A 22,852-nucleotide genomic window follows, 5' to 3' on the forward strand; every position below is an offset into this window, starting at 1 on the left:
GGGGCAAGCTGGGGGAACGCCGCGTTAGCCCCCTCCGGCCCTCTGGGCCACCTCCCCCGCATCGCGGGGGAGGATCTACGCTTCCCCCTTACTGCGCCTTAGGCGGACAGACCGCCCCGGCCGGGTCCGACGTCAGCTTCACGTTGGCGATCGAGACCTGGAAGGTCCCGGCCGTGCCCAGGTCGAACGGCGCGGTGACCTTGGTCACGTCGGTCCCGGCGGCCTGGAAGCACTTCAGCGGGATCTTGACGCTGGCCCACTGGCCGGTCGGGGTTCCGGCCGGCGGGGTGACGTCCAGCTTGCCCGCGCCGATGGCCAGCACCATCGGCTTGGTCGCGGCGGCGTCGAGGCGGTACGCGAAGCTCAGCGCCATGTCGGCATTGGTCTGGAAGGTCAGGTCCAGCGGCTTTTCGCCGACGATGGTGATGCGGCCCAGCTTGTCGCCGGCGAAGGTGACCTGGCGGCCGCCCTCCTGGATGTTGTCGGCGTCGACCGGGACGATCTGCACCGACGACGACGGCGAAGCCTTAAACTCGAACGGCGCGGGCGTCTTGCCGGCGACGAAGTAGCTGGTGTTGTTCTCGGCCACCGGCTTGACGCCCGAGACTTCCGACAGCTTCGCCACCTTGCCCGGCTTGGCGTAGCTCAGGCCGTAGCCATAGGCGAACAGCGGGTCATAGCTCTTGTCGCCCTTGTTCAGGCTGAACTGGGCCGCCGTCTTGGGCCAGCTGAACGACAGCTTGCCATGGAAGTCGTTGCGCGGCTTGCCGGCCTTATCGCCGACCAGCACATCGGCGATCCCGCCGCCTTCCGAGCCGGGCAGCCAGGCGGCGACGAAGGCGTCCGAGGCGTTGATCTCGGGATTGACCCACAGCGGACGGCCGCTGAGGAACACGGCGACCACCGGCACGCCCTTGGCCTTCAGGCTCTTGAGCAGGGCGAGATCGGTCTTGGCGCCCGGCTGGTACTCGAGCGTGGTCTTCAGGTCGCCCACACCTTCCGCATACGGATTTTCACCGAAGACGACGATGGCGACGTCGGGCTTCTTGTCGAACGCGCCGTCCACCGCGAGGGTCGCATGGCCGCCGCCGGCCTCGACCGCGGTCTTCAGGCCCGACCAGATCGACTCGGCGTTGGGGAAGTCGGCATTGGTGTTGCCGCCCCCCTGCCAGGACAGGGTCCAGCCGCCCGACTGCTTGCCGATGTCGTCGGCGCCCGAGCCGGCGACCAGCACGTTCGCGCTGGCCTTCACCGGCAGGACGCCGTTGTTCTTCAGCAGCACCAGCGACTTGCGCACCGCCTCGCGGGCGATGGCCTTGTGCTCGGGGCTGCCGATCACGCCCTCGCGGCCTTCGAACGGACGCGCCGCCTGGAACAGGCCCATCTTGGCCTTCACCCGCAGGATGCGGCGGACCGCGTCGTCCAGGCGAGCCATCGGGATCACGCCCGACTTCACCTCGGCTAGGGTGTTCTCGTAGAGCGGCTTCCAGCTGTCGGGGGCCATGAACATGTCGAGGCCGGCATTGATCGATTGCGGGCAGTCGGTCGGCTTGCAGCCCGGCACCTGGCCATGGCCGTTCCAGTCGCCGACGATGAAGCCGTCGAAGCCCATCTTGCCCTTCAGCACGTCGGTCAGCAGGCTCTTGTTGCCGTGCATCTTGGTCCCGTTCCAGCTGGAGAACGAGGCCATGACCGTCAGGGTCCCGGCGTTGATGGCTGGGACGTAGCCCTGTGCGTGCAGGCGGATCAGGTCGTCTTCCGAGACCTTGGTGTCGCCCTGGTCGTGGCCGTTCTCGGTGCCGCCGTCGCCCAGGAAGTGCTTGGCGCTGGCGGCGACATGGCCCTGCTGGATGACGCTGCCCTGCGAGACCGCCCCCTGGATGCCAAGGATCATCTGGCCGGCATAGTCGCGAATGATCGCCGGATCCTCCGAATAGCCCTCATAGGTCCGGCCCCAGCGGTCGTCGCGGGGCGCGGCCAGGGTCGGGCCGAACGCCCAGTCGAAGCCGGCGGCCGAGGTCTCGAAGGCGGTGGCCTTGCCGATGCGGCGGATCAGCTCGGGATCGTGCGCCGCGCCCAGGCCGATATTGTGGGGGAAGAGGGTCGCGCCGACGACGTTGTTGTTGCCGTGCACGGCGTCGATGCCGAAGATCAGCGGGATGTGCGTTCCGCCCGGACGCGACGCCGCGCCCTCGCGGAAGGCCTTGGCGGTGTCGACCCACGGCTTCTGCGGCGAGCGGTCGGGCGCGCCGATCGGCGGCGAGCTGCCGCCGCCCAGGATCGAGCCTAGCGGATAGATCTTCAGCTCTTCGGGCTTGATCTGGCCGATGTCGGCCTGGATCAGCTGGCCGACCTTCTCTTCGAGGGTGAGCTTGGCCAGCAGGCCGTCGACGAAGGCCTCGGTGGCTGGATCGACCAGGCCCTGGCTCTTGGCCGCGGGCCATTTGGCGGCGTGGGCGGTGGCTTGCGGCGTCTCGGCGGCCGCGACGGCGCCAGACAGAAAGGTCGACGCCAGCAAGGCGACGCAGAGGGTCCTGGTGTTCATACTCCCCAACTCTTCTCGTTCGTCGGCCACGTCGCCGCGCTCTTTGGACAATGCTGTGGGACAACGTTGTCATGGCGAAGGTCGGCGAGGCAAGTGGTCAGGCCAATTTATCGCGCCCTTAAGAAGAAACCAGGCCAAAAAGAAAAAGGGCGGGTCCGAAGACCCGCCCATTCCTACCCCAAAAGAAAAAGGGCGGGCCAAAAGGCCCGCCCCGGAAGGTGCGACCGCGGCGGCGGTCGAGGGGTTCCGTTTAGCGGAACAGGCTCAGGATCGACGACGACGATTGGTTCGCGATCGACAGAGCTTGAATGCCCAGCTGTTGCTTGGTTTGCAGCGATTGCAGCTTGGCGCTTTCCTTGGCCAGGTCGGCGTCCACCAGGTTGCCAACACCAGCGTCCAGGCTGTCTTGCAGCTTGCCGACGAAGGTCAGGTGGGTGTCCAGGCCCGTCGAGGCCGTACCCAGCGTGGCCAGCTTGTTGGTGGCGGTGCCGATGGCCTTGTCGACGATCGTGATCATCGACTTGGCCGCGCTGGCCGAGGTGAAGGTCGTGCTGCCGGTCGTGGCCAGACCCAGACCCGCCAGACCCAGGGTCTGAGCGTTCACGGTGAAGCCCGAACCATCGGTGTTGGCCAGGAAGGTCATCTTCGAGGCCTTGCCGTCAGCCAGGCTGACGCCGTTGAACTTGGCGTTGTCGGCGGCCTTCTGGACCTGGGCGCGCAGCGAGTCGAAGTCCGACTTCAGCGCGTTGAAAGAGGCGGTGTTCAGCGAGGTGTCGGAAGCGGCCAGGGCCTTTTCCTTCATCTTGCCCAGCAGGTCGGTGATGGTGTCACCGGCGGCGAGCGCGACGTCGATGGTCGACTGGCCGCGTTGCAGCGAGTCCTTCACCGAGTTCAGCGCCGACGACGAGGCCGACTGGTTCTTGGCCATGGCCCAGACGGCGCCATTGTCCTTGGCGTTACCGACCTTCTTGCCGGTGTTGATGCGCTGCTGAGTGACCTGCAGCTCGCTGTTCGTGGTGTTCAGGTTTTGCAGGGCGATCATCGCGCCCGAGTTCGTGTTGATGCTGTTCAACGGCATGAGACGAACATCTCCTATTCAAGGTGTCCCGGTGTCGTTTTGACGACCGGTGGGCATTTTGCCCGTCACCACGTTAGGTCGCCCGCTCTTTCAATATAGTTTATGGAAAAAGCCTCATTCACTGAATCAACGAACTACTTCCTTAAGAAGCGCGATCCAGGCGTTAGGACTCATTACTGGATTTTAGAAAGTGTCCCATTTTGGCACACTTTGGAACACTTCCACTTCACCTGCGACTAGACTCTGCGATAACGCGCGCAAGGAAAAAGGGCGAGTCCGGAGACTCGCCCTTTCGACGACCTTGAAGTCGACGAAGTCCGGCTTAGCGGAACAGGCTCAGGATCGACGACGACGATTGGTTCGCGATCGACAGAGCTTGAATGCCCAGCTGTTGCTTGGTTTGCAGCGACTGCAGCTTGGCGCTTTCCTTGGCCAGGTCGGCGTCCACCAGGTTGCCGACACCGGCGTCCAGGCTGTCTTGCAGCTTGCCGATGAAGGTCAGGTGGGTGTCGAGACCGGTCGAGGCGGTGCCCAGCGAGGCCAGCTTGTTGGTAGCCGTGCCGATAGCCTTGTCGATGGTTGCGATCATCGACTTGGCCGACGAGGCCGACGTGAAGGTGTTGTTCGGGCTCGTGATGCCGAGGCCGGCCAGGTTCAGGGTCTGGGCGTTCACAGTGAAGCCCGAACCGTCCGAGTTGGCCAGGAAGGTCATCTTCGAGGCCTTGCCGTCAGCCAGGCTGACGCCGTTGAACTTGGCGTTGTCGGCGGCCTTCTGCACCTGGTCGCGCAGCGAGTTGAAGTCAGCCTTCAGCGCGTTGAACGAGGCGGTGTTCAGCGAGGTGTCGGAAGCGGCCAGGGCCTTTTCCTTCATCTTGCCCAGGAGGTCGGTGATCGTATCGCCGGCGGCCAGGGCCACGTCGATGGTGGACTGACCGCGTTGCAGCGAGTCCTTCACCGAGTTCAGCGACGAGGACGAGGCGGTCTGGTTCTTGGCCATGGCCCAGACGGCGCCGTTGTCCTTGGCCGAACCGACCTTCTTGCCGGTGTTGATGCGTTGCTGAGTGACCTGCAGCTCGCTGTTCGTCGAGTTCAGGTTTTGCAGGGCGATCATCGCGCCCGAGTTCGTGTTGATGCTGTTCAGCGCCATAACGAGATAAACTCCTATTCGAGGTATTCCGGCGTCTTTTTGACGGCCGGTAGGCGTTTTGCCTGAGACCAACCTCGCATAACGAGCTTACGGCTTCGTTTAATTTTCAAGATTCTATAATTAACAACTCAAACTATTTTGTTCATCATAAAGTACAGATCAACTAACTACTGAATCATAACCCTGTATCAAAATAGCACAACTCAAATAGACATGGTTAGTGCTCGATAACCATCAGCGCCGCCCGCGCCGGCCTCCCCCGAGACCGGCGCTGCGGGTGGGTCAGCGCTCCGCCAGGTAGAGACGGCGCGAGCGGTAGTGCTTGGCGATCGCCCGGATGGTGACGATGAAGACGAAACCTCGCCAGAGGTCGGCCAGAAGGCCATTGCGGCGGCGCATGATGAGACTCCTTTTCCTAGTGCAACGAAAAAGGGACCGACCGGCTCCCGGGAGGGGGAAGGAGCCGGCCGGCCCCTCACTGCCGGTCGCTAACAATGTGACCGGCTAAAAAGCCGGATGGCTGAAATCAGCCGTGCAGCTTGATCGCCGTCTCGGCGATGCGGCGGCCTTGATAGCGGGCGCCGTCCAGCTCATTGGCGCTGGGCTGACGCGAGCCGTCGCCGCCGGCGATGGTGGTGGCGCCGTAGGGGCTGCCGCCGGTGACTTCGTCCAGGGTCATCTGGCCGGCGTGGCCGTAGTCCATGCCCACGATCGTCGTGCCGAAGTGCAGCAGGTTGGTGATGATCGAGAACAGGGTGGTTTCCTGGCCGCCGTGTTGGGTGGCGGTCGAGGTGAAGGCGCCGGCGACCTTGCCGTGCAGCGCGCCACGAGCCCACAGGCCGCCGGCCTGGTCGAAGAACGCGGCGACCTGCGAGGCCATGCGGCCAAAGCGGGTCGGGGCGCCGACGATGATGGCGTCGTAGTTGGCGAGATCTTCCACGGCCGCGACCGGAGCCGCTTGGTCGAGCTTGAAGTGGGCGCCCTTGGCGATCTCCAGCGGCACGGTTTCCGGCACGCGCTTGATGTCGACGGTCGCGCCGGCTTCGCGCGCGCCCTCGGCGACGGCGTTGGCCATCGTCTCCAGGTGACCGTAGGACGAATAATAGAGAACCAGAACCTTGGCCATGACGGCTATTCCTCGGTGTCTTCAGGCGGAAGCGTCATGCCCCGTCGTTGGGCGGCCTTTTGGCGCCGCTTGGGCTTGCGAAACAGCCGAATAAAATCGTCTATTACGTTCGAGATTTTCGAATGAGACGATCGTGAGCATCGAGCCCGGCACCCCTACCCTCGACCAGCTGACGGTGTTCCTGGCCGTGGTCGAGGCCGGCAGCTTCGCCGGCGCGGCCCGGCGGCTGAACCGGGCCAACTCCGTCATCAGCTACGCGATCGCCAATCTGGAGACGCAGCTCGGCCTGGAGCTGTTCGACCGCGACGCGGCCAAGACCCCGGTGCTGACCGAGGCCGGCCGCGTGGTGCTGGCCCAGGCCCGGGTGATCGCCGGCGACGTCGCCTCCCTGCGCGCCATGGCCAAGGGCCTGATCCAGGGGCTGGAGGCCGAGATCCACCTGGTGCTGGACGTCATGCTGCCCACCGCCCGGGTGGTCGACGCCCTGCGCGCCTTCCGCGAAGCCTTCCCGACCGTGACCCTGCGCCTGCATGTCGAGGGCCTGGGCGCGGTGACCCAGATGGTGCTGGAGCGCCGGGCCACGGTCGGCATCGCCGGGCCGCTGGACGTCGTCAACGGCGGCGACGCGCTGGAGACCATCGCCGTCGGCTCGACCTTGCTGATCCCCGTCGCCGCCCCGGACCATCCGCTGGCCCTGGGCGCGAACCCGCCCGGCGCGGCGCGCGGCCACACCCAGCTGGTCCTCACCGACCGCTCAAGGCTGACCGAGGGCCGCGACTTCGCGGTCGGCAGCGTCCACACGTGGCGGCTGGCCGATCTGGGGGCCAAGCACCTGCTGCTGAAGGAGGGCTTCGGCTGGGGCAACATGCCCGAACCGATGGTCCGCGAGGACATCGCCGCCGGCCGCCTCAAGCGCCTGGACATGCCGGACCTCAACGACGCGGTCTACGCCCTGCACGCCATCTATCGCGGCGACACCCCGCCCGGCCCGGCCACCGCCTTCCTGATCGAGCGGTTCCGCAGCCAGGCTGACTGAAGTTTGGTCTGACCTATGGTCTGAACACTCTTGCCGAACCGGGGCGGCGCGGCTGTATTCACGCCATCCGAGAATCCCAGAAGGACGTCCATGCGCACCCAGCCCGGCCAGAGTTTGACCTACGGACTGGTCGAGCAACTGGGTCAGGCCATCGTCACCGGCGACTTCACCGCCGCGGGCTTCCCGACCGAGGCCGAGCTCTCCAAGCAGTTCAGCGCCAGCCGCACCGTCACCCGCGAGGCGGTCAAGATGCTGACCGCCAAGGGCCTGCTCAGCGCCCGCCCGCGCCACGGCACCGTGGTCGAGCCCGAGGCCGAGTGGAACATGCTCGATCCCGACGTGCTGCGCTGGCTGCTGGAGCGCAAGTTCTCGCTGCGCCTGCTGGCCGACTTCACCGAGATGCGGCTGGGCATCGAGCCGGCCGCCGCCGCCCTGGCCGCGCGCAACGCCGACGAGGCCGGGCTGGAGGCGATCCGCAAGGGCCTGGCCCGGATGCAGGCCGCCGCCCTGGGCGAGGACGACCCGCTGGCGGCCGACATCGCCTTCCACGTCGCCATCCTGGATGCGACCAAGAACCCGTTCTATCGCGAGCTGCACGAGCTGGTGAACACCGCCCTGCGCATCTCGATCCGCTTCACCAACCGCATCAAGGGCCGCACCGCCTCGATCCCGTCGCACGCCGACGTGGCCGAGGCGATCATCGCCCGCGACGCCGAGCGCGCCTCGTCCGCGATGCGCGAGATCATCTTCGACGTGCTGGAACTGATCCGCGCCGCGTCACCCGACACCGAAAGCGAAGCCGCGCGTCGCGAGGCTTGAGGACAACACCATGCAGACCCCCTATGTCGCCGCCGCCGACCGCTACAAGGCCATGCCCTATCGCCGCACCGGCCGCAGTGGCCTGGACCTGCCCGCGATCTCGCTGGGCCTCTGGCAGAACTTCGGCGGGGCCGACGTGTTCGAGACCGGCCGCGCCATCCTGCGCCGGGCGTTCGACCTGGGGGTCACCCACTTCGACCTCGCCAACAACTACGGCCCGCCCTACGGCTCGGCCGAGGAGAACTTCGGCAAGGTGCTGGCGACCGACCTCAAGGCCCACCGCGACGAGCTGGTGATCTCGACCAAGGCCGGCTGGGACATGTGGCCGGGCCCCTATGGCGGCATCGGCGGCTCGCGGAAGTACCTGATCGCCAGCTGCGACCAGAGCCTCAAGCGCATGGGCGTCGACTATGTCGACATCTTCTACTCGCACCGCGTCGACCCCACGACGCCGCTGGAAGAGACCATGGGCGCCCTGGCCCACCTGCACCGCCAGGGCAAGGCGCTGTACGTTGGCATCTCGTCCTACTCGCCCGAGCTGACCCGCCAGGCCCACGCGATCCTGAAGAGCGAGGGCGTGCCGCTGCTGATCCACCAGCCGTCCTATTCGATGGTCAATCGCTGGATCGAGGACGAACTGCTCGACACCCTGGGCGACCTGGGCGTCGGCTGCATCGCCTTCTCACCGCTGGCGCAAGGGTTGCTGACCAACAAGTACCTGAACGGCGCGCCGGCCGACTCCCGCGTGACCAAGAACGGCTCGTTCGGCGCCCATCTGCTGAGCGAAGACAATCTCGAACGCATCAAGGCCCTGAACGCGATCGCGGCCGAGCGCGGCCAGACCCTGGCCCAGATGGCCATCGCCTGGACCCTGCGCGATCCGCGCGTCACCTCGGCCCTGGTCGGGGCCCGCACCGTCGCCCAGCTGGAAGATTCCCTGGCCGCGCTGAAGGGTCTTTCCTTCTCGGCCGAGGAGCTGGCGCGGATCGATCGCCATGCCTCGGAAGGCGGGGTCGACCTCTGGAAGGTGTCCTCGACGCTGGAAGGCGGCGATCTACCGCGCGGCTCATAGCCAAGGTTTAATGTTCCGGCGCTTGGCCGGTCCCTTACGTTTGCATATGGTCCCAGGCGATGGATAAGGGCGCTCACACCCTGCCTGACCAGACCGACGGTCTGGATCGCCTCACCGAGCGTGAGCGCGAATGCCTTCGCCTAGTCGATCGCCATATGAGCTCCAAGGAGATCGCCCGTGAACTGGGCCTCTCCAAGCACACCGTCGACTGGCATCTGGACAAAGCCCGAAAGCGTCTTGGCGCGGCCGACCGCTACGACGCGGCGCGCCGTGTCTTCGACCGGGCCAGTCAGGGGGGCTCCGATCAGGGCCCCCATCAGGGGGGCGCCCCCCCTCCGATCGCGTCGGGGTCCGACGCGGCCCGGCTAGGCGAACATCCTTCCTCGCGGTCTGCTGACCTCATCGAGGAAGGAGTTCCCAGTGAACGAGTTGACCCCCCATCAGAAGGACGCGATCGGCCGAGCCGCTCACCTGCGCCAGGAAGTGAAGAGCTTCCAGCACACGTGGCCCCGGCTGAATTCGGCCGAGACCCTGCCCCCCATCACGTGGAGCGAGCTCGAGCGCCAGTTGCAGAACCTGTCGGTGACGCCGGTCGGCGCGTCGATGGTGCACGACTTGGTGGAAGCCACCCGCAAGCAGGCTTCGTTCAAGCCGAGCGAACTGATCCTGCGGGAGATCCTGTGCATCGCCAGCGCGGTGATGGACGAGACGTTCCTGTCGGACTTCTCCTCTTCGGACTCGGAGGCGGACGGCCCAATCATCTGAGCCTTCCCCTCCGATTGGCCTTCATCGCGGCCGTGATGATCGTGACCGCTTTCGCGTTCGGTTCGATCCTGGCCGGGCTCCACGCGCTGCAAGGCCTGTTTCCCTAAGACGTCCGCCTTCGGGGAGCCGGGGCGTCCATTCCATCCCGATTTTCACATCAACAACGCGCCGGGACTGCTCGGCGCGAGGAGACTTCTCATGCTCAAGCAACGCCGCCTGGCCGCCGAGACCGTGGCCGAAGCTCTGTTCGCCGCCGAAAAGGCGATCGACGCCGCCATCACCAGCACCGCCGCCCTGGCTGGCCTGATGCCGTCCACCCGCCAGGACGCCAACCTCTCGGCCCTGATCGGTCAGGACGCCCTGATGTCGGCGATCAACACCATGCAGGCCCTGGGCGCGGCTCGCGAGAACATCGTGGTCACCCACAAGCACCTGTCGGTCGCCCAGCACGATATTGGCCTGTCGGCCGTGTCGTTCGGCGAGCCGGTCGTCAAGCCGGCGGGCATGCTCGAGGCACCCTCCGGCGGCCGTCTGACCGTCGCCGCCTGACCCTCCTAGACCAAGTATCGCGCGACCCTCGCCGTCTCGATCGGCGAGGGTCGTTGCAATCTTAGAGAATGGCGCCACCCTGGCGCGATGTCGCCGCTCAGCTATCTCTATCAATGGGCCAGTCTCGCCGCGCTGCTGACCGCGGCCGGCGTGGCCCTGTGGCGCGGCGGCTGGCCCGAGCGCCTGGGCGGCGCGGCCATGATCCTGGCCTGGTTCGCCACCGGCCTGTTCTACAACAACCTGCAGCGGTTCGGCCCGCAGACCGCCGTGTTCGTGGTCGACTCGACCCTGATGGTGGTGCTGCTGTTCATCGCCCTGCGTTCGGATCGCTGGTGGCCGATGTGGGCCTGCGGCTTTCACGGCCTGACCCTGATCCTAGTGCTGGCCACCCTGCTCGACCACCGCCTCTCCAACCGCGCCGGCTACATCGCGGGCGGCGGCGTCTTCAGCTACCTGACCATGGCCGCGCTGTTCTTCGGCGCCCTGCCCCGCCGACGTCCAAAGCCCTATCGCCCTGACGCCGCGTCACCGCTGACATAGGCTCGAACGGCTGTTTCACTCCTCTCAAGCAAGAGGAGGATCCCATGGGCGAAGCCTATATCGTGGCGGCCGCGCGGACGGCCGGCGGGCGCAAGGGCGGCAAGGTCTCGGGCTGGCATCCGGCCGATCTGGCCGGGACCGTGCTGGACGCCCTGGTGGCGCGCAGCGGCGCCGATCCGGCCCTCATCGAAGACGTGATCATGGGCTGCGTCGGCCAGGTCGGCGAGCAGGCCATCAACATCGCCCGCAACGCGGTGCTGGCCTCCAGCCTGCCCGAGAGCGTGCCGGCCACCTCGGTCGACCGCCAGTGCGGCTCGTCGCAGCAGGCCATCCACTTCGCCGCCGCCACCGTGATGTCGGGCGCCATGGACGTGGTCATCGCCGCCGGCGTCGAGAGCATGAGCCGCGTGCCGATGGGGCTGTCCTCGGCCCTGCCCTACAAGAACGGCTTCGGGACGTACAAGAGCCCGCGCATGGAAGAGCGCTATCCGGGCATCCAGTTCAGCCAGTTCGCCGGCGCCGAGATGATCGCCAAGAAGTACGGCCTGTCGCGGGCCGAACTCGACGCCTACGCCCTGTCCAGCCACCAGCGCGCCATGGCCGCCACCAAGGATGGCAAGTTCGCCGCCGAGATCGTGCCGATCGAGGTGACCCTGGAGGGCGGCGTCACCGAGACCCACGACAAGGACGAAGGCATCCGCTGGGACGCCTCGCTGGAATCTATCGGGTCGGTGAAGCTCCTGACCGAGGACGGCCGCCTGACCGCCGCCACCTCCAGCCAGATCTGCGACGGCGCGGCCGGGGTGATGATCGTCAACGAGCGGGGCTTGAAGGCTTTGGGTGTCGAGCCGCTGGCTCGAATCCACAGCATGACCGTGATCGGCCACGACCCGGTGATCATGCTGGAGGCTCCGATCCCCGCCACCCTGAAGGCGCTGGACCGGGCGGGCCTGAAGATCGGCGACATCGATCTCTATGAAGTCAACGAGGCCTTCGCCTCGGTGCCGACCGCCTGGCTGCAGGTCACCGGCGGCGATCCGGACAAGCTGAACGTCCACGGCGGCGCCATCGCCCTGGGCCATCCGCTGGGCGGCTCGGGCGCCAAGCTGATGACCACTCTGGTGCATGCCCTGAAGGACCGCGGTGCGCGCTATGGCCTGCAGACCATGTGCGAAGGCGGCGGGCTGGCCAACGTGACGATCATCGAGCGCCTCTAGGGCCACAAGGGGAGAGGGAAAACCCTCCCCCTTATCGTCTTACGGCAAATTAACTCAGCGACCCGAGGTTTGTCGGCTAGAAGGCCGTCGGGCTTAATTTGTTGCTGGGGAAATGTTCGTGCTTAACGGGATCAATGGGCGCCGCCCGACTCTGAGCGCGCTGGTCTTGGTCCTGGGCGTGAGCGCGATCGCTCTGGCAGGATGCGGGAAGAAGCCGGAGAAGAAGACCAAGCCGTCGCCGAGCGCCTCGGCGACCGTCAGCGTCGCCACGGTGACCAGCCAGCCGATCGCCCGCCAGATCAACGCCACCGGCACGATCTCGCCGTGGGAAGAGGTGCCGGTCGGCGCCGAGACCGGCGGCCTGACCGCCGTCGCCGTCAACGCCGAGGAAGGCCAGACCGTCCAGGCCGGCCAGGTCCTGGTCCAGCTGAACAGCGCGCTGATCAGCGCCCAGCTGCGCCAGCAGGACGCCAGCGTCGCCAGCGCCAAGGCCACGCTCGCCGAGGCCAGCGCCGCGCTGAACCGCGCCAAGGAACTGCAAGCCAAGGGCTATCTGAGCCAAGCCGGCCTCGACACCGCCGTCGCCCGCCAGGGCACCTCGGCCGCCAACCTGGCCGCCGCCGAAGCCGCGCGCGGCGAGACCGCCGCCCGCGTGGCCCAGACCTCGATCCGCGCGCCGGTCGGCGGGCTGATCAGCCGCCGCAGCGTCACCAAGGGCCAGATCGTCACCGCCGGTGCGGAGCTGTTCCGCATCGTCCGCGACAGCCGCCTGGAGCTGGACGCCGACATCCCCGAGACCGACCTGGCGTCGATCAAGGCGGGCATGCCGGCCAAGGTCTATTCCGACAAGGTCGGCGACATGACCGGCCGCGTCCGCATCGTCACCTCGGAAGTCAACAACCAGACCCGCCTGGGCACCGCCCGCGTGGCCCTGTCGTCGATGGGCGGCTTCCGTCCCGGCATGTTCGCCCGGACCACGATCGACGCCGGCGACCAGCCGGCCCTGGTCGTGCCCAGCGCCTCGGTGCTGTACCGCGAGAACCGCCCCGGCGTGTTCGTGGTCGACGCCGCCAAGAAGGTCCACTTCCGCCGCATCGCCATCCTGACCAACACCGGCGACCGCGTCGCCGCCACCGGCCTGACCGCCGGCGATCAGGTCGTGGTCGAGGGCGCCGGCTTCCTGGGCGAAGGCGATCTGGTCCGCATCGGTCAGGCCGTCCCGACCGCCGCGAAGCGCTAAGGACGAGCCCCCATGCGCAATATCTCGTCCTGGTCGATCAAGAACCCGATCCCCGTCATCCTGCTGTTCATCCTGCTCTGCGTCTCCGGCGTCGCCGGCTTCAAGAGCATGCGGATCAACAACAACCCCGACGTCGACCTGCCGATCGTCGTGGTCACGGCCGTGCGTCCGGGCTCCGCGCCCAGCGAGCTCGAGACCCAGGTCACCCGCCTGGTCGAGGACTCGATCGCGGGCCTGGGCCAGGTCCGGCACATCAACTCCACCGTCGTCGACGGCGCCTCGACCACGGTCATCGAGTTCGAGCTGGGCGTCGACCACGAGCGCGTCACCAACGACGTGCGCAACGCCATGTCCAACCTGCGGGGCGAACTGCCCCAGGACATGCAGGAGCCGACCGTCACCCGCGTCGACATCTCGGGCGATGATTTGATCACCTATGTGGTCAAGGCCCCGACCCTGACGCCCGAGCAGCGCAGCTGGTTCGTCGACAACGACGTTTCCCGCACCCTGCTGGCCATCCGCGGCATCGGCGAGGTCAACCGCCGAGGCGGCGTCAGCCGCGAGATCGAGGTCGCTCTCGATCCCGATCGCCTGGCCGCGCGCGGCGTCACCGCCGCCGCCGTCAGCCAGGCCCTGGTCTCGTCCAACGCCGACCTGCCCGGCGGCCGGGTGACCATCTCGGGCGCCGAGCGCGCCATCCGCACCCTGGGCGCGGCCGGTTCGGTCGAGCAGCTGCGCGAGACCCGCGTGCCGGTCACCGGCGGCGGCACCGTGCGCCTGGCCGACATCGGCCAGGTCAACGACCACTGGGCCGAGCCCCGCTCGCGCGCCCGCTATGACGGCCAGGAAGTCGTCACCTTCTCGATGATCCGCTCGCGCGGCGCCTCGGAAGTGCAGACCGCCGAGAAGGTCCGCAAGGCCGTCGAGAAGCTCGACAAGGAACACCCCGAGGTCCAGATCGAAGAGATCACCTCGAACGTGAAATACATCGAGGAGAGCTATATCGCCTCGATGGAGGCCCTGATCATCGGCGCCATCCTGGCGGTGCTGGTCGTGCTGCTGTTCCTGCGCGACTGGCGCGCCACCCTGCTGGCGGCCGTGGCCATCCCGATGTCGCTGTTCCCGACCTTCGCGGTCCTGGCGCCGATGGGCGAGTCGCTGAACGGCGTCACCCTGCTGGCCCTGTCGCTGACCGTCGGCATCCTCGTCGACGACGCCATCGTCGAGATCGAGAACATCGTCCGCCACATGCGCGGCGGCAAAAGCCCCTACGCGGCGGCCATGGAGGCGGCCGACGAGATCGGTCTCGCCGTCGTGGCCACCACCTTCACCATCGTGGCGGTGTTCGCACCGGTGGGCTTCATGCCGGGCATCATCGGCCAGTTCTTCAAGGCCTTCGCCCTGGCCGCCTGCGTCTCGGTGCTGTTCTCGCTGGTGGTCGCCCGCCTGCTGACGCCGCTGATGGGCGCCTACATGCTCAAGGCCGACGCCAAGCATGAGGACAAGGACCCGGCGTGGATGGGTCCGTACCTGAAGGCCCTGAACTGGGGCCTGAACAATCGCTGGAAGGTCCTGGCGATGGGCATCCCGATGTTCATCATCTCGGTGTTCCTGGCCACCCGCCTGCCGTTCGAGTTCCAACCCCAGGCCGACCGCGGCCGGTCGCAGTTCTCGATCGAGCTGCCGCCGGGCGCGACCCTGGACGAGACCGACGCCGTCGTGCAGCGCGTCACCAAGGCGCTGATGGCCCGCAAGGAAGTGGTCGGCGTCTACGCCTCGGTCGGCAGCAACAACGCCGTCAACAAGGGCTCGGTGACCGCCGACCTGACCGAGAAGGGCGAGCGGATCAGCCAGCAGGCGTTCAGCCGCCAGATGGTCGACCAGTTCGCCCAGATCCCGGGCGCGCGCATCGGCGCGGGCAGCAACAACGGCGGCGGCCCGTCGAACGGCGGCAGCTATACGCTCAGCCTGGTCAGCGACAACGGTCCAGCCCTCGAAGCCGCGGCCCGCAAGGTCGAGGCCGAGATGCGCGCCGTGCCGGGCCTGGCCCACGTGGTCAACACCGCCTCGATCGCCCGTCCCGAGATCGTCGTCACGCCCAAGCCCGACCAGGCCGCCCGCGCCGGCGTCTCGGCCGGGGCCATCTCGCAAGCCGTCCGCGTGGCCACCATCGGCGACGTCGACCAGAACCTGCCCAAGTACAACCTCGGTGACCGTCAGGTGCCGATCCGCCTGCGCCTGGACCAGGGCGCGCGCGAGGACATCGCCGTCCTGCAGACCCTGCAGGTGCCGTCGGCCAACGGCCCCGTGCCGCTGAACGCCGTCGCCGACGTCCGCTTCGGCGCCGGTCCCTCGCAGGTCGACCGCCGCGACCGCTCGCGCGTGGCCACCATCACCGCCGAACTCGACGGCATCGTCGTCGGCGAGGCGGCCAAGCGCGTCCACGCCCTGCCCTCGGTCAAGAACCTGCCGACCGGCGTCAAGGAAGTGGCCGCCGGCGACGCCGAGTTCATCGCCGAGATGGTCAGCGGCTTCCTGGGCGCGCTGATCACCGGCATCCTGCTGATGTACGTCGTGCTGGTGCTGCTGTTCCGCAGCTTCGCCCACCCGATCACCATCATGGTGGCCCTGCCGCTGGCCATCGGCGGCGCCTTCGGCCTGCTGGTTCTGGCCCACTCCAGCTTCTCGATCTCGACCCTGATCGGCATCCTGATGCTGATGGGCATCGCGGCCAAGAACTCGATCCTGCTGGTCGAGTACGCGATCATGGCCATGCAGGAGCACGGCGTAGACAAGCGCACGGCCATCGTCGACGCGGCCCACAAGCGGGCCCGGCCGATCCTGATGACCACCGTGGCCATGGGCGCGGGCATGCTGCCCACCGCCATCGGCCTGGGCGCGGAAGTCGAGTTCCGGGCTCCCATGGCCATCGCGGTCATCGGCGGCCTGATCACCTCGACCCTGCTGTCGCTGCTCTACATCCCGGTGGTCTTCGTGCTGATGGACGGCCTGAAGACCCGCTCGGAGCGCCTGATGGGCCGGATCTTCGGCGGCCACCACCACGTGGCGGTGAAGAAGCCGCACGTCGCCGAGTAGGGTCCTAACCGGATCGAACCAGAACGCCCTTCGCCGGACCTCGGCGGAGGGCGTTTTCGTATCCGGGCCTAAGCCTTCAACGCCTGCGCCACCACCGGCGCCAGACGATCGGCGATGATCCGCGCGCCGTCGGCATTGGGATGGATCCCGTCCCGCTGCATGTAGCGTGCGACGCCGATCACCCCCGTGAGAAAGTCCGGCGCGTAGAACACCCCCTGCTCCCGCGCCAGGTCCGGATAGAGCTGGGTGAAGCGGCGGGCGTAGTCGACGCCCAGCAGGCCCGGGGCCCGCACGCCGGCCAGCACCACGCGGATGTTCTTGGACTTCAGGTGTTGGACGATGGCCCGCAGATTGGCCTTGGTCATCGACGGGTCGACGCCCAGCAGCAGGTCGTTGCCGCCCAGGGCCACCACGCAGACCGTGCTCTCGGCCGGCACGCGATCGACCCGGGCCAGGCCGTTGGCGCTCGTGTCGCCCAGCACGCCCAGGTTCCGCACCCGCGACGGCGCGCCCATCCGCTCCAGCGCCGCCTGCAGCCGCGCGGGCATGGAGAGGTCCTGCGCCAGGCCGAGGCCCGCCGTGATCGAGTCACCCAGCACCGTCACCACCGGCGGAGGCGGCGGCGGGGCAGGCTTCGGCGCCGGCTTGGACTTGCGCGAAGCCGCCAGCATGGGCAGCGCCACAAGGCTGGCCAGCAGCGCGCGTCGATCAAAAGGAGTGGACTGGAACTTCACCATCGCCGAACCGTATCAATAACCAGAACAGATCAAAGGGCCTGCACGTTGAACGCAGGCTGAAGAGGGAAGCGTCCTATGCACCGTCGGTTTCGCGAAATCTTGATCACGTGCGTGGCGCTGACCGCCGTCGCCGCCTGCGGCCAGAGTAACGGCCAGCAGAACAGCAGCGTCGGCTACGGCGCCAATCCGGCGCTGCCCAAGCCCAGCAAGTCGCTGATCCCGACCGTCAAGGTCTCCGAGGTCGTCGGCTGGCCGGCCGGCGTCACGCCGCGCGCCCCGGCGGGCTTCCGCGTGCAGCCGTTCGCCCAAGGCCTGGACCACCCCCGCTGGCTGCTCGTCCTGCCCAACGGCGACGTGCTGGTGGCCGAGAGCAACGGCCCTCCCAAGAAGGAGCCGTCGCACGGCATCAAGGGCTTCTTCGAGAAGATCATCATGAAGAAGGCCGGCGCGGGCGTGCCCAGCGCCAACCGCATCACCCTGCTGCGCGACGCCGACCACGACGGCGTGGCCGAGATGAAGACGCCGTTCCTGACCGGGCTCTATTCGCCGTTCGGCATGGCCCTGGTCGGTGACACCCTCTACGTGGCCAATGCCGACGCCATCGTCGCCTTCCCCTACACCACCGGGGTGACCCGCATCTGGGCCACGCCGCGCAAGGTCGCCGACCTGCCGGGCGGACCGATCAACCACCACTGGACCAAGAACATCATCGCCAGCCCGGACGGCAAGCTGCTGTACGCGACGGTCGGCTCCAACAGCAATGTCGGCGAGAACGGCATGGAGAACGAGACCAACCGCGCCGCCATCCTGCAGGTCGACCCGGCCACCGGCTACTCGCGCGTCTTCGCCTCGGGCCTGCGCAATCCCAACGGCATGGGCTGGAACCCGGCCAATGGCGAGCTGTGGACCAGCGTCAACGAGCGCGACGAGCTGGGCAACGACCTGGTGCCCGACTACATGACCTCGGTGCGCGAGGGCGGCTTCTACGGCTGGCCCTACAGCTACTACGGCCGCCACGTCGACAAGCGGGTCAGGGACAAGGACCGCCGCCCCGACCTCGTCGAGCGCGCCAGCGTCCCCGACTACGCCCTGGGCGCCCACACCGCCTCGCTGGGCCTGACCTTCTACAGCGGCAAGAGCTTCCCGGCCCACTATCAGGGCGGGACCTTCGTGGGCCAGCACGGCTCGTGGAACCGGAACCCTCAAGCGGGCTACAAGGTGATCTTCGTGCCGTTCGCCGGCGGCAAGCCGGCCGGCGGGGTCGAGGACTTCCTGACGGGGTTCCTGGATGAAAACGGCAAGGCGCAGGGGCGTCCGGTCGGCGTGACAGTGGATGCGTCGGGGGCGCTGCTGGTGGCGGACGACGTCGGCAATGCGGTCTGGCGGGTCAGCCCGGCGCAGTAGCCAGCTCCACCTCCGCGCCCTTCACCATCAGGTCCAGCCCGCGCTCGAACAGGCCTTCGTGGCCGCTCGTCCGGTAGTAGGCGATGGCCTCCGACAGGATCGGATAGGCCTTGGCCGCCTCGTCCAGCTGGGTCTGTTCGATCGAGCCGTCGATCGGCGAGGCCTGCTCTTCCAGCACGCAGCCAACCACGTAGCGGCCGACGGCGACGAACAGCTGCATGGCCTGGCCGGGCGTGAAGCCGGCGGCGACCAGGAAGGCGGCCTGGGTCTCGACGTGGTTCAGGTCTCCCGGATCGGCCTCGGTGCCGGCATGGACCCGCGCGCCGTCGCGGTAGCTGAGCAGCGCCGTGCGGAAGCTGCGGCCGTTGCGGCGCACGAAGTCCTGCCAGGTCTCGCCGGCCCTCGGCACACGGGCCTCATGCGCCCGGGCCAGGATCTCGCCGTTGATGGCGTCCAGCAGGGCGCGCTTGCTCTTGAAGTGCCAATAGAGGGCCGGCTGCTGCACGCCCAGGCGCTGGGCGATGGCGCGGGTCGACAGGGCGTCGATGCCGACCTCGTTCAGCACCTCCAGCGCCGTGTCGAGAATGCGCTGGCGGTCGACCTTCATGGAGTTCCTATCTGAATCATCTTGACCTCGCGGCCGATCCGGACTTTATCGCCGATAAGGAACTTTATCGATGATAAATTTTATGAAAAGCCGCACCGAACTCGCCTTTCCCCTGATCCTCGGCACCGTGATGCTGGACGCCGTCGGCATCGGCCTGGTCATGCCGATCATCCCCAGCCTGCTGCGCGAGGTCGGACACACCGGGGATCTCGGCTGGCGGTTCGGGGCCTTCCTGGGCCTCTACGCCCTGATGCAGTTCCTGTGCGCCCCGGTGCTGGGCGCGCTGAGCGACAAGCTGGGCCGCCGGCCGGTGCTGCTGGTCTCGCTGGCCGGGGCGGCGATCGACTATGTGTTCATGGCGCTGGCGCCGAGCCTGGCCTGGCTGTTCGTTGGCCGCGCCATCGCCGGCATCACCGGGGCCAATATGGCCGTCGCCCAGGCCTATATCGCCGACATCACGCCAGAGGCGCAGCGCACCCGCCGTTTCGGCCTGTTCAGCGCCATGTTCGGCGTCGGCTTCATCCTCGGACCCGTGATGGGCGGCTTTCTCGGCGAGGTCTGGACCCGCGCACCGTTCCTGGCGGCCGCCGCGCTGAACGGCGTCAACTTCCTGATGGCCGTCTTCATCCTGCCGGAGTCGCACAAGACCCTGGCCGAGGCCCGCGCCAAGCCATTCGATCGCGCGGCGTTCAACCCGTTCGCCTCGCTGCGCTGGGCGACGGCCTTCCCCGCCCTGCTGCCGCTGATGGCCGCCTTCGTCATCCTGGCCATCGTCGGCGAGGTCGGCGGCACGATCTGGGTGCTGTACGGCGAGGACAAGTTCCACTGGGATCCGTGGACCATCGGCTTCTCGCTGGCCGGGTTCGGGGTGTTCACGGCGCTCTCGCAAGCTTTCGTCGCCGGACCGGTCGCCGAGCGCTTCGGCGAGCGCAAGACCCTGGCCATCGCCATCGTCTGCGACGCCTTCGCCTATGTCGCCATCGCCCTGGCCAGCAAGGGCTGGATGGCCTTCGCGCTGCTGCCCTTCTTCTGCCTGGGCGGCATCGGCCACGCGGCCATCGCCTCGCTGCTGTCGGCCCAGGTCGGCGAGGACCAGCAGGGCCGGCTGCAGGGCGTGATGGCCAGCCTGGCGAGCCTGGCCTCGGTGATCGGTCCGGTGGTCATCGCCCAGGTCTATTTCGCCAGCCGAGGCGTGTTCCCGGGCCTGGTCTGGACGGTCGGCGCGGTGCTGGGCCTGATCTGCCTGCCGATCCTGCTGCGTGGCCCTAAGGGGAAACTTGCACAACAGGACTGACTAGATCTAGGGTCCTCCGCAACTAAGGAGGAGCCGCCCATGAAAGTCGATCGCCTGCCCAAGGTGCGGACCTCGCTGTCGCCGACCAACCACCCGTACATGACCGGCGCCTGGACGCCGCTGCACGAGGAGGTCAACGCCTGGGACCTGGAGGTGCTGGAAGGCGCCATTCCGGCCGACCTGGACGGCGTCTATCTGCGCAACACCGAGAACCCGGTGCACGACCCGGTCGGCCGCTACCACCCGTTCGACGGCGACGGCATGGTCTGCCAGATCGAGTTCCGGGGCGGGGAAGCGACCTACCGCAACCGCTTCATCCGTACACGGTGTTTCGAGGCTGAGCAGGAAGCCGGCGAGGGTCTATGGGGCGGGCTGATGGACGGTCCGGGGACCTCCAAGCTGCCCGGCTTCGGCGCTCATGGGGGCCTGAAGGACACCGCCAGCACCGACATCGTTGTCCACAACGGCGAGGCCATCGCCACCTTCTACCAGTGCGGCGAGGCCTATCGGCTGGATCCCCTGACCCTGGAGAACCTGGGCGTCGCGTCCTGGGCCCCGCTGGAAGGCGTCTCGGCCCACCCCAAGGTCGACGAGGCCACGGGCGAGCTGATGTTCTTCAACTACTCCAAGACCTGGCCCTACATGCACTACGGCGTGGTCGGCGCGGACGGCAAGCGCGGCGTCTATCAGGGCGTGCCCCTCCCGGGTCCGCGCCTGCCGCACGACATGGCCTTCTCGTCCAAGTACGCGATCCTCAACGACCTGCCGGTGTTCTGGGACCAGGACCTGATGGCCAAGGGCATCCACGCCGTGCGCCTGCACAAGGGCCTGCCGTCGCGTTTTGCTTTGGTGCCACGCGAGGGCGGCGAGCCGCGCTGGTTCGAGGCCGCGCCGACTTATGTGCTGCACTGGCTGAATGCGTACGAGGACGGCGACGAGGTGGTGCTGGACGGCTACTTCCAGGAGAACCCAATCCCGCGCCCGCTGGAGACCGCGCCGGACGGCCACAACCACCTGATGGCCTATCTGGACGAGCACAGCTTCCGCTCCAAGCTGCACCGCTGGCGCTTCAACCTGAAGACCGGCGAGACGACCGAGAAGCACCTGGACGAACGGGTGCTGGAGTTCGGCATGTTCAACCAGAAATACGCCGGCAAGCCGTACCGCTACGCCTATTCGACGACGTCCAAGCCGGGCTGGTTCCTGTTCAACGGCTTCGTGAAGCACGACCTGGAGACGGGCGAGAGCTGGGAGATCGCCTTGCCCGAAGGCGTCTACGCCAGCGAGGCCCCGTTCGCGCCGCGCGTCGGGGCGGTGGACGAGGACGACGGATATCTGGTGAGCTTCCTGATCGACGAGAACCGCGGGACCTCCGAGTGCGCGATCGTCGATGCGAAGAGCTTCAAGATCGTGTGTCGGGTGGCCTTGCCGCACAAGCTCAGCAGCGGGACGCACAGCGTCTGGGCCGGGCGGGAGATGCTGACCAAATAACCCCTCTCCCCTTGCGGGAGAGGGTGGCCCACGAAGTGGGTCGGGTGAGGGGTTGCACGGCGCCGCCGAGAAACCCCTCATCCGTCGGCTTCGCCGCCACCTTCTCCCGCAAGGGGAGAAGGGGAAACATGGTTAATCGGCCCTTTACCCTGTTCGCGCATGATCCCCCCATGCGCCGCGCCCTGCTCGTCCTGCTGACCCTGGCCGTCACCGGCCCGGCCCTCGCCGCCCCGGCGGCCAAGGTCGTGGCCAAGCCCAAGCCGGTGGTCGTCGCGCAAACCCCGATCGACACCCAGAGCTACGTCCTGCCCCCGCTGGTCCCGCTGGCCTCCCAGCGCCCCGGCGGCGACGCCGGCCAGTGCCGGGCCGCGTGCAGCAAGCAGCTCTACTTCTGTAGCGTCGACAATGACGACGGCAGCTGCGGCAGCCTGTTCGCCCAGTGCTCTGCCTCCTGCACCGCCACCTGGACCGCGCCCCGCTTCCGCTGAGCTCCCTAAGTAGCCGGCCAAGCTTGCCGCCGACGCCCGCGCGGCTATCGTGACTGCATGACCGCCCCGGCGTTCCGTCCGCGTTTCCTGGCCCGACTGCTGTCCCTGCTGGCGGCGGTCCTGCTGGTCGTCGCGCCGCTCGCCCCGGCCATGGCCATGCCGATGGACTGCTGCCCCGACGCGCCGTGCCAGGACCTCGACAAGTCGATGTGCCCGCAGGCCTGCGCCGTCGCCTGCGTCGCGATTCCCACCCCGGCCGAGACCCTGGCCGAGCCCGTGCGGCTCGAGACCCCGGTCCCGGAACAGGCGCCCATCCCGCGCCTGATCGGCCGCGACATCACGCCGGAGCCGCCACCTCCCCGCTGAAACCCGCATTTCCAGGCTACCAACACATCAACCTGAAAATCGGAATTTCATCATGAAACGCATCTTCTCGATCGCGGCGCTGACGCTGCTCGCCTCGGCCACCGCCGCCTATGCCGCCGCCCCGGACGCCGTCCACAAGGCGGTCGAAGCCTGCTGCGCCCTGGGCGCGGCCTGCTGCAACGGCGGCCCCTGCTGCTAGGCTGAAGCCGGAGCGCCCGTCCCGCGAGGGGCGGGC

Annotated in this window: 21 protein-coding genes and 1 pseudogene; 16 read left to right on the forward strand and 6 right to left on the reverse strand. The window is 67.6% G+C overall.

Going from position 1 to position 22,852, the window contains the following annotated elements; translation table 11 throughout:
- Positions 1–88: 88 nt before the first annotated feature.
- From AC07NI_RS19800 to wrbA, 4 genes are all read right to left on the reverse strand, one after another.
- Positions 89–2,554 (reverse strand): glycoside hydrolase family 3 protein, encoded by a 2,466-nt coding sequence (locus AC07NI_RS19800; protein WP_494623317.1) that lies wholly within the window; start codon positions 2,552–2,554, stop codon positions 89–91.
- Between the two features lie 241 nt (positions 2,555–2,795).
- Entirely contained in the window at positions 2,796–3,623 is an 828-nt protein-coding gene (locus AC07NI_RS19805; protein WP_494622299.1) for a flagellin, read from the reverse strand.
- A 322-nt stretch (positions 3,624–3,945) separates the two neighbouring features.
- The gene (locus AC07NI_RS19810) at positions 3,946–4,770 is read right to left on the reverse strand and encodes a flagellin (RefSeq protein WP_494622301.1); all 825 of its coding nucleotides are present in this window, start codon (positions 4,768–4,770) and stop codon (positions 3,946–3,948) included.
- A gap of 526 nt (positions 4,771–5,296) precedes the next feature.
- Positions 5,297–5,896 carry an NAD(P)H:quinone oxidoreductase gene (wrbA, locus tag AC07NI_RS19815; RefSeq protein ID WP_494622303.1) on the reverse strand — a complete coding sequence of 200 codons (600 nt, stop codon included), beginning with the start codon at positions 5,894–5,896 and terminating at the stop codon, positions 5,297–5,299.
- Between the two features lie 139 nt (positions 5,897–6,035).
- Here wrbA and AC07NI_RS19820 point away from each other — a divergent pair, with 139 nt between their 5' ends.
- The 10 genes and pseudogenes from AC07NI_RS19820 (at position 6,036) to AC07NI_RS19865 (ending at position 16,230) form a co-directional block, all read left to right on the forward strand.
- On the forward strand, positions 6,036–6,932 hold the full coding sequence (locus AC07NI_RS19820) for a LysR family transcriptional regulator (protein ID WP_494623319.1): 897 nt from the start codon (positions 6,036–6,038) through the stop codon (positions 6,930–6,932).
- Between the two features lie 90 nt (positions 6,933–7,022).
- Positions 7,023–7,751, forward strand: a complete 729-nt coding sequence (locus AC07NI_RS19825; RefSeq protein ID WP_494622305.1) for a FadR/GntR family transcriptional regulator — start codon at positions 7,023–7,025, stop codon at positions 7,749–7,751.
- Positions 7,752–7,761: 10 nt separating this feature from the next.
- On the forward strand, positions 7,762–8,823 hold the full coding sequence (gene mgrA, locus AC07NI_RS19830; RefSeq protein WP_494622307.1) for an L-glyceraldehyde 3-phosphate reductase: 1,062 nt from the start codon (positions 7,762–7,764) through the stop codon (positions 8,821–8,823).
- A gap of 155 nt (positions 8,824–8,978) precedes the next feature.
- Positions 8,979–9,032 (forward strand): annotated as a pseudogene (locus AC07NI_RS19835) (hypothetical protein); the annotation flags it as partial.
- Between the two features lie 211 nt (positions 9,033–9,243).
- Positions 9,244–9,588 (forward strand): hypothetical protein, encoded by a 345-nt coding sequence (locus AC07NI_RS19840; protein ID WP_494622309.1) that lies wholly within the window; start codon positions 9,244–9,246, stop codon positions 9,586–9,588.
- A gap of 198 nt (positions 9,589–9,786) precedes the next feature.
- Positions 9,787–10,137 carry a hypothetical protein gene (locus tag AC07NI_RS19845; protein ID WP_494622311.1) on the forward strand — a complete coding sequence of 117 codons (351 nt, stop codon included), beginning with the start codon at positions 9,787–9,789 and terminating at the stop codon, positions 10,135–10,137.
- An 87-nt stretch (positions 10,138–10,224) separates the two neighbouring features.
- Positions 10,225–10,677, forward strand: coding sequence for a hypothetical protein (locus AC07NI_RS19850; protein ID WP_494622313.1), 453 nt, complete (start codon positions 10,225–10,227; stop codon positions 10,675–10,677).
- Positions 10,678–10,721: 44 nt separating this feature from the next.
- Positions 10,722–11,894 (forward strand): acetyl-CoA C-acetyltransferase, encoded by a 1,173-nt coding sequence (locus AC07NI_RS19855; RefSeq protein WP_494622315.1) that lies wholly within the window; start codon positions 10,722–10,724, stop codon positions 11,892–11,894.
- Between the two features lie 178 nt (positions 11,895–12,072).
- Positions 12,073–13,134 carry an efflux RND transporter periplasmic adaptor subunit gene (locus AC07NI_RS19860; RefSeq protein WP_494622317.1) on the forward strand — a complete coding sequence of 354 codons (1,062 nt, stop codon included), beginning with the start codon at positions 12,073–12,075 and terminating at the stop codon, positions 13,132–13,134.
- A gap of 12 nt (positions 13,135–13,146) precedes the next feature.
- Positions 13,147–16,230: an efflux RND transporter permease subunit gene (locus AC07NI_RS19865; RefSeq protein ID WP_494622318.1), complete on the forward strand. Its 3,084-nt coding sequence runs from the start codon at positions 13,147–13,149 to the stop codon at positions 16,228–16,230.
- 68 nt (positions 16,231–16,298) lie between these two features.
- Here the strand turns inward: AC07NI_RS19865 and AC07NI_RS19870 are convergent, their stop codons facing one another.
- Complete coding sequence (locus tag AC07NI_RS19870; RefSeq protein WP_494622320.1) at positions 16,299–16,901, reverse strand: arylesterase; 603 nt, start codon at positions 16,899–16,901, stop codon at positions 16,299–16,301.
- Positions 16,902–17,042: 141 nt separating this feature from the next.
- Between AC07NI_RS19870 and AC07NI_RS19875 the strand changes: the two genes are divergently transcribed.
- Positions 17,043–18,371: a PQQ-dependent sugar dehydrogenase gene (locus tag AC07NI_RS19875; protein WP_494622322.1), complete on the forward strand. Its 1,329-nt coding sequence runs from the start codon at positions 17,043–17,045 to the stop codon at positions 18,369–18,371.
- On the opposite strand, the gene tetR is transcribed toward AC07NI_RS19875, so the two are convergent.
- The gene (gene tetR / locus AC07NI_RS19880; protein WP_494622324.1) at positions 18,355–18,978 is read right to left on the reverse strand and encodes a tetracycline resistance transcriptional repressor TetR; all 624 of its coding nucleotides are present in this window, start codon (positions 18,976–18,978) and stop codon (positions 18,355–18,357) included. The genes AC07NI_RS19875 and tetR overlap by 17 nt on opposite strands.
- Before the next feature lie 82 nt (positions 18,979–19,060).
- On the opposite strand from tetR, the gene tet reads away from it, so the two are divergent.
- From tet to AC07NI_RS19905, 5 genes are all read left to right on the forward strand, one after another.
- Complete coding sequence (gene tet, locus AC07NI_RS19885) at positions 19,061–20,272, forward strand: Tet(A)/Tet(B)/Tet(C) family tetracycline efflux MFS transporter (protein WP_494622326.1); 1,212 nt, start codon at positions 19,061–19,063, stop codon at positions 20,270–20,272.
- Between the two features lie 39 nt (positions 20,273–20,311).
- Positions 20,312–21,763 (forward strand): carotenoid oxygenase family protein, encoded by a 1,452-nt coding sequence (locus tag AC07NI_RS19890; RefSeq protein ID WP_494622328.1) that lies wholly within the window; start codon positions 20,312–20,314, stop codon positions 21,761–21,763.
- Between the two features lie 170 nt (positions 21,764–21,933).
- Positions 21,934–22,251 carry a hypothetical protein gene (locus tag AC07NI_RS19895; protein ID WP_494622330.1) on the forward strand — a complete coding sequence of 106 codons (318 nt, stop codon included), beginning with the start codon at positions 21,934–21,936 and terminating at the stop codon, positions 22,249–22,251.
- A gap of 57 nt (positions 22,252–22,308) precedes the next feature.
- Positions 22,309–22,617 carry a hypothetical protein gene (locus AC07NI_RS19900; RefSeq protein ID WP_494622332.1) on the forward strand — a complete coding sequence of 103 codons (309 nt, stop codon included), beginning with the start codon at positions 22,309–22,311 and terminating at the stop codon, positions 22,615–22,617.
- Positions 22,618–22,669: 52 nt separating this feature from the next.
- A complete protein-coding gene (locus AC07NI_RS19905; protein ID WP_494622334.1) occupies positions 22,670–22,816 on the forward strand; it encodes a hypothetical protein in 147 nt (48 codons plus the stop codon).
- Positions 22,817–22,852 lie beyond the last annotated feature (36 nt).

The sequence above is a fragment of the Caulobacter sp. GW821-FHT10E02 genome (assembly GCF_059415225.1).

What these genes read in the sequence shown, in the direction of transcription:
- wrbA (WP_494622303.1), bottom strand. Translation starts at nt 5,896, where the DNA reads ATGGCCAAGGTTCTGGTTCTCTATTATTCGTCCTACGGTCACCTGGAG.
- AC07NI_RS19875 (WP_494622322.1), top strand. Translation starts at nt 17,043, where the DNA reads ATGCACCGTCGGTTTCGCGAAATCTTGATCACGTGCGTGGCGCTGACC.
- AC07NI_RS19845 (WP_494622311.1), top strand. Translation starts at nt 9,787, where the DNA reads ATGCTCAAGCAACGCCGCCTGGCCGCCGAGACCGTGGCCGAAGCTCTG.
- AC07NI_RS19825 (WP_494622305.1), top strand. Translation starts at nt 7,023, where the DNA reads ATGCGCACCCAGCCCGGCCAGAGTTTGACCTACGGACTGGTCGAGCAA.
- mgrA (WP_494622307.1), top strand. Translation starts at nt 7,762, where the DNA reads ATGCAGACCCCCTATGTCGCCGCCGCCGACCGCTACAAGGCCATGCCC.
- tet (WP_494622326.1), top strand. Translation starts at nt 19,061, where the DNA reads ATGAAAAGCCGCACCGAACTCGCCTTTCCCCTGATCCTCGGCACCGTG.
- AC07NI_RS19855 (WP_494622315.1), top strand. Translation starts at nt 10,722, where the DNA reads ATGGGCGAAGCCTATATCGTGGCGGCCGCGCGGACGGCCGGCGGGCGC.
- AC07NI_RS19895 (WP_494622330.1), top strand. Translation starts at nt 21,934, where the DNA reads ATGCGCCGCGCCCTGCTCGTCCTGCTGACCCTGGCCGTCACCGGCCCG.
- AC07NI_RS19850 (WP_494622313.1), top strand. Translation starts at nt 10,225, where the DNA reads ATGTCGCCGCTCAGCTATCTCTATCAATGGGCCAGTCTCGCCGCGCTG.
- AC07NI_RS19870 (WP_494622320.1), bottom strand. Translation starts at nt 16,901, where the DNA reads ATGCTGGCGGCTTCGCGCAAGTCCAAGCCGGCGCCGAAGCCTGCCCCG.
- AC07NI_RS19905 (WP_494622334.1), top strand. Translation starts at nt 22,670, where the DNA reads ATGAAACGCATCTTCTCGATCGCGGCGCTGACGCTGCTCGCCTCGGCC.
- AC07NI_RS19805 (WP_494622299.1), bottom strand. Translation starts at nt 3,623, where the DNA reads ATGCCGTTGAACAGCATCAACACGAACTCGGGCGCGATGATCGCCCTG.
- tetR (WP_494622324.1), bottom strand. Translation starts at nt 18,978, where the DNA reads ATGAAGGTCGACCGCCAGCGCATTCTCGACACGGCGCTGGAGGTGCTG.
- AC07NI_RS19890 (WP_494622328.1), top strand. Translation starts at nt 20,312, where the DNA reads ATGAAAGTCGATCGCCTGCCCAAGGTGCGGACCTCGCTGTCGCCGACC.
- AC07NI_RS19865 (WP_494622318.1), top strand. Translation starts at nt 13,147, where the DNA reads ATGCGCAATATCTCGTCCTGGTCGATCAAGAACCCGATCCCCGTCATC.
- AC07NI_RS19900 (WP_494622332.1), top strand. Translation starts at nt 22,309, where the DNA reads ATGACCGCCCCGGCGTTCCGTCCGCGTTTCCTGGCCCGACTGCTGTCC.
- AC07NI_RS19810 (WP_494622301.1), bottom strand. Translation starts at nt 4,770, where the DNA reads ATGGCGCTGAACAGCATCAACACGAACTCGGGCGCGATGATCGCCCTG.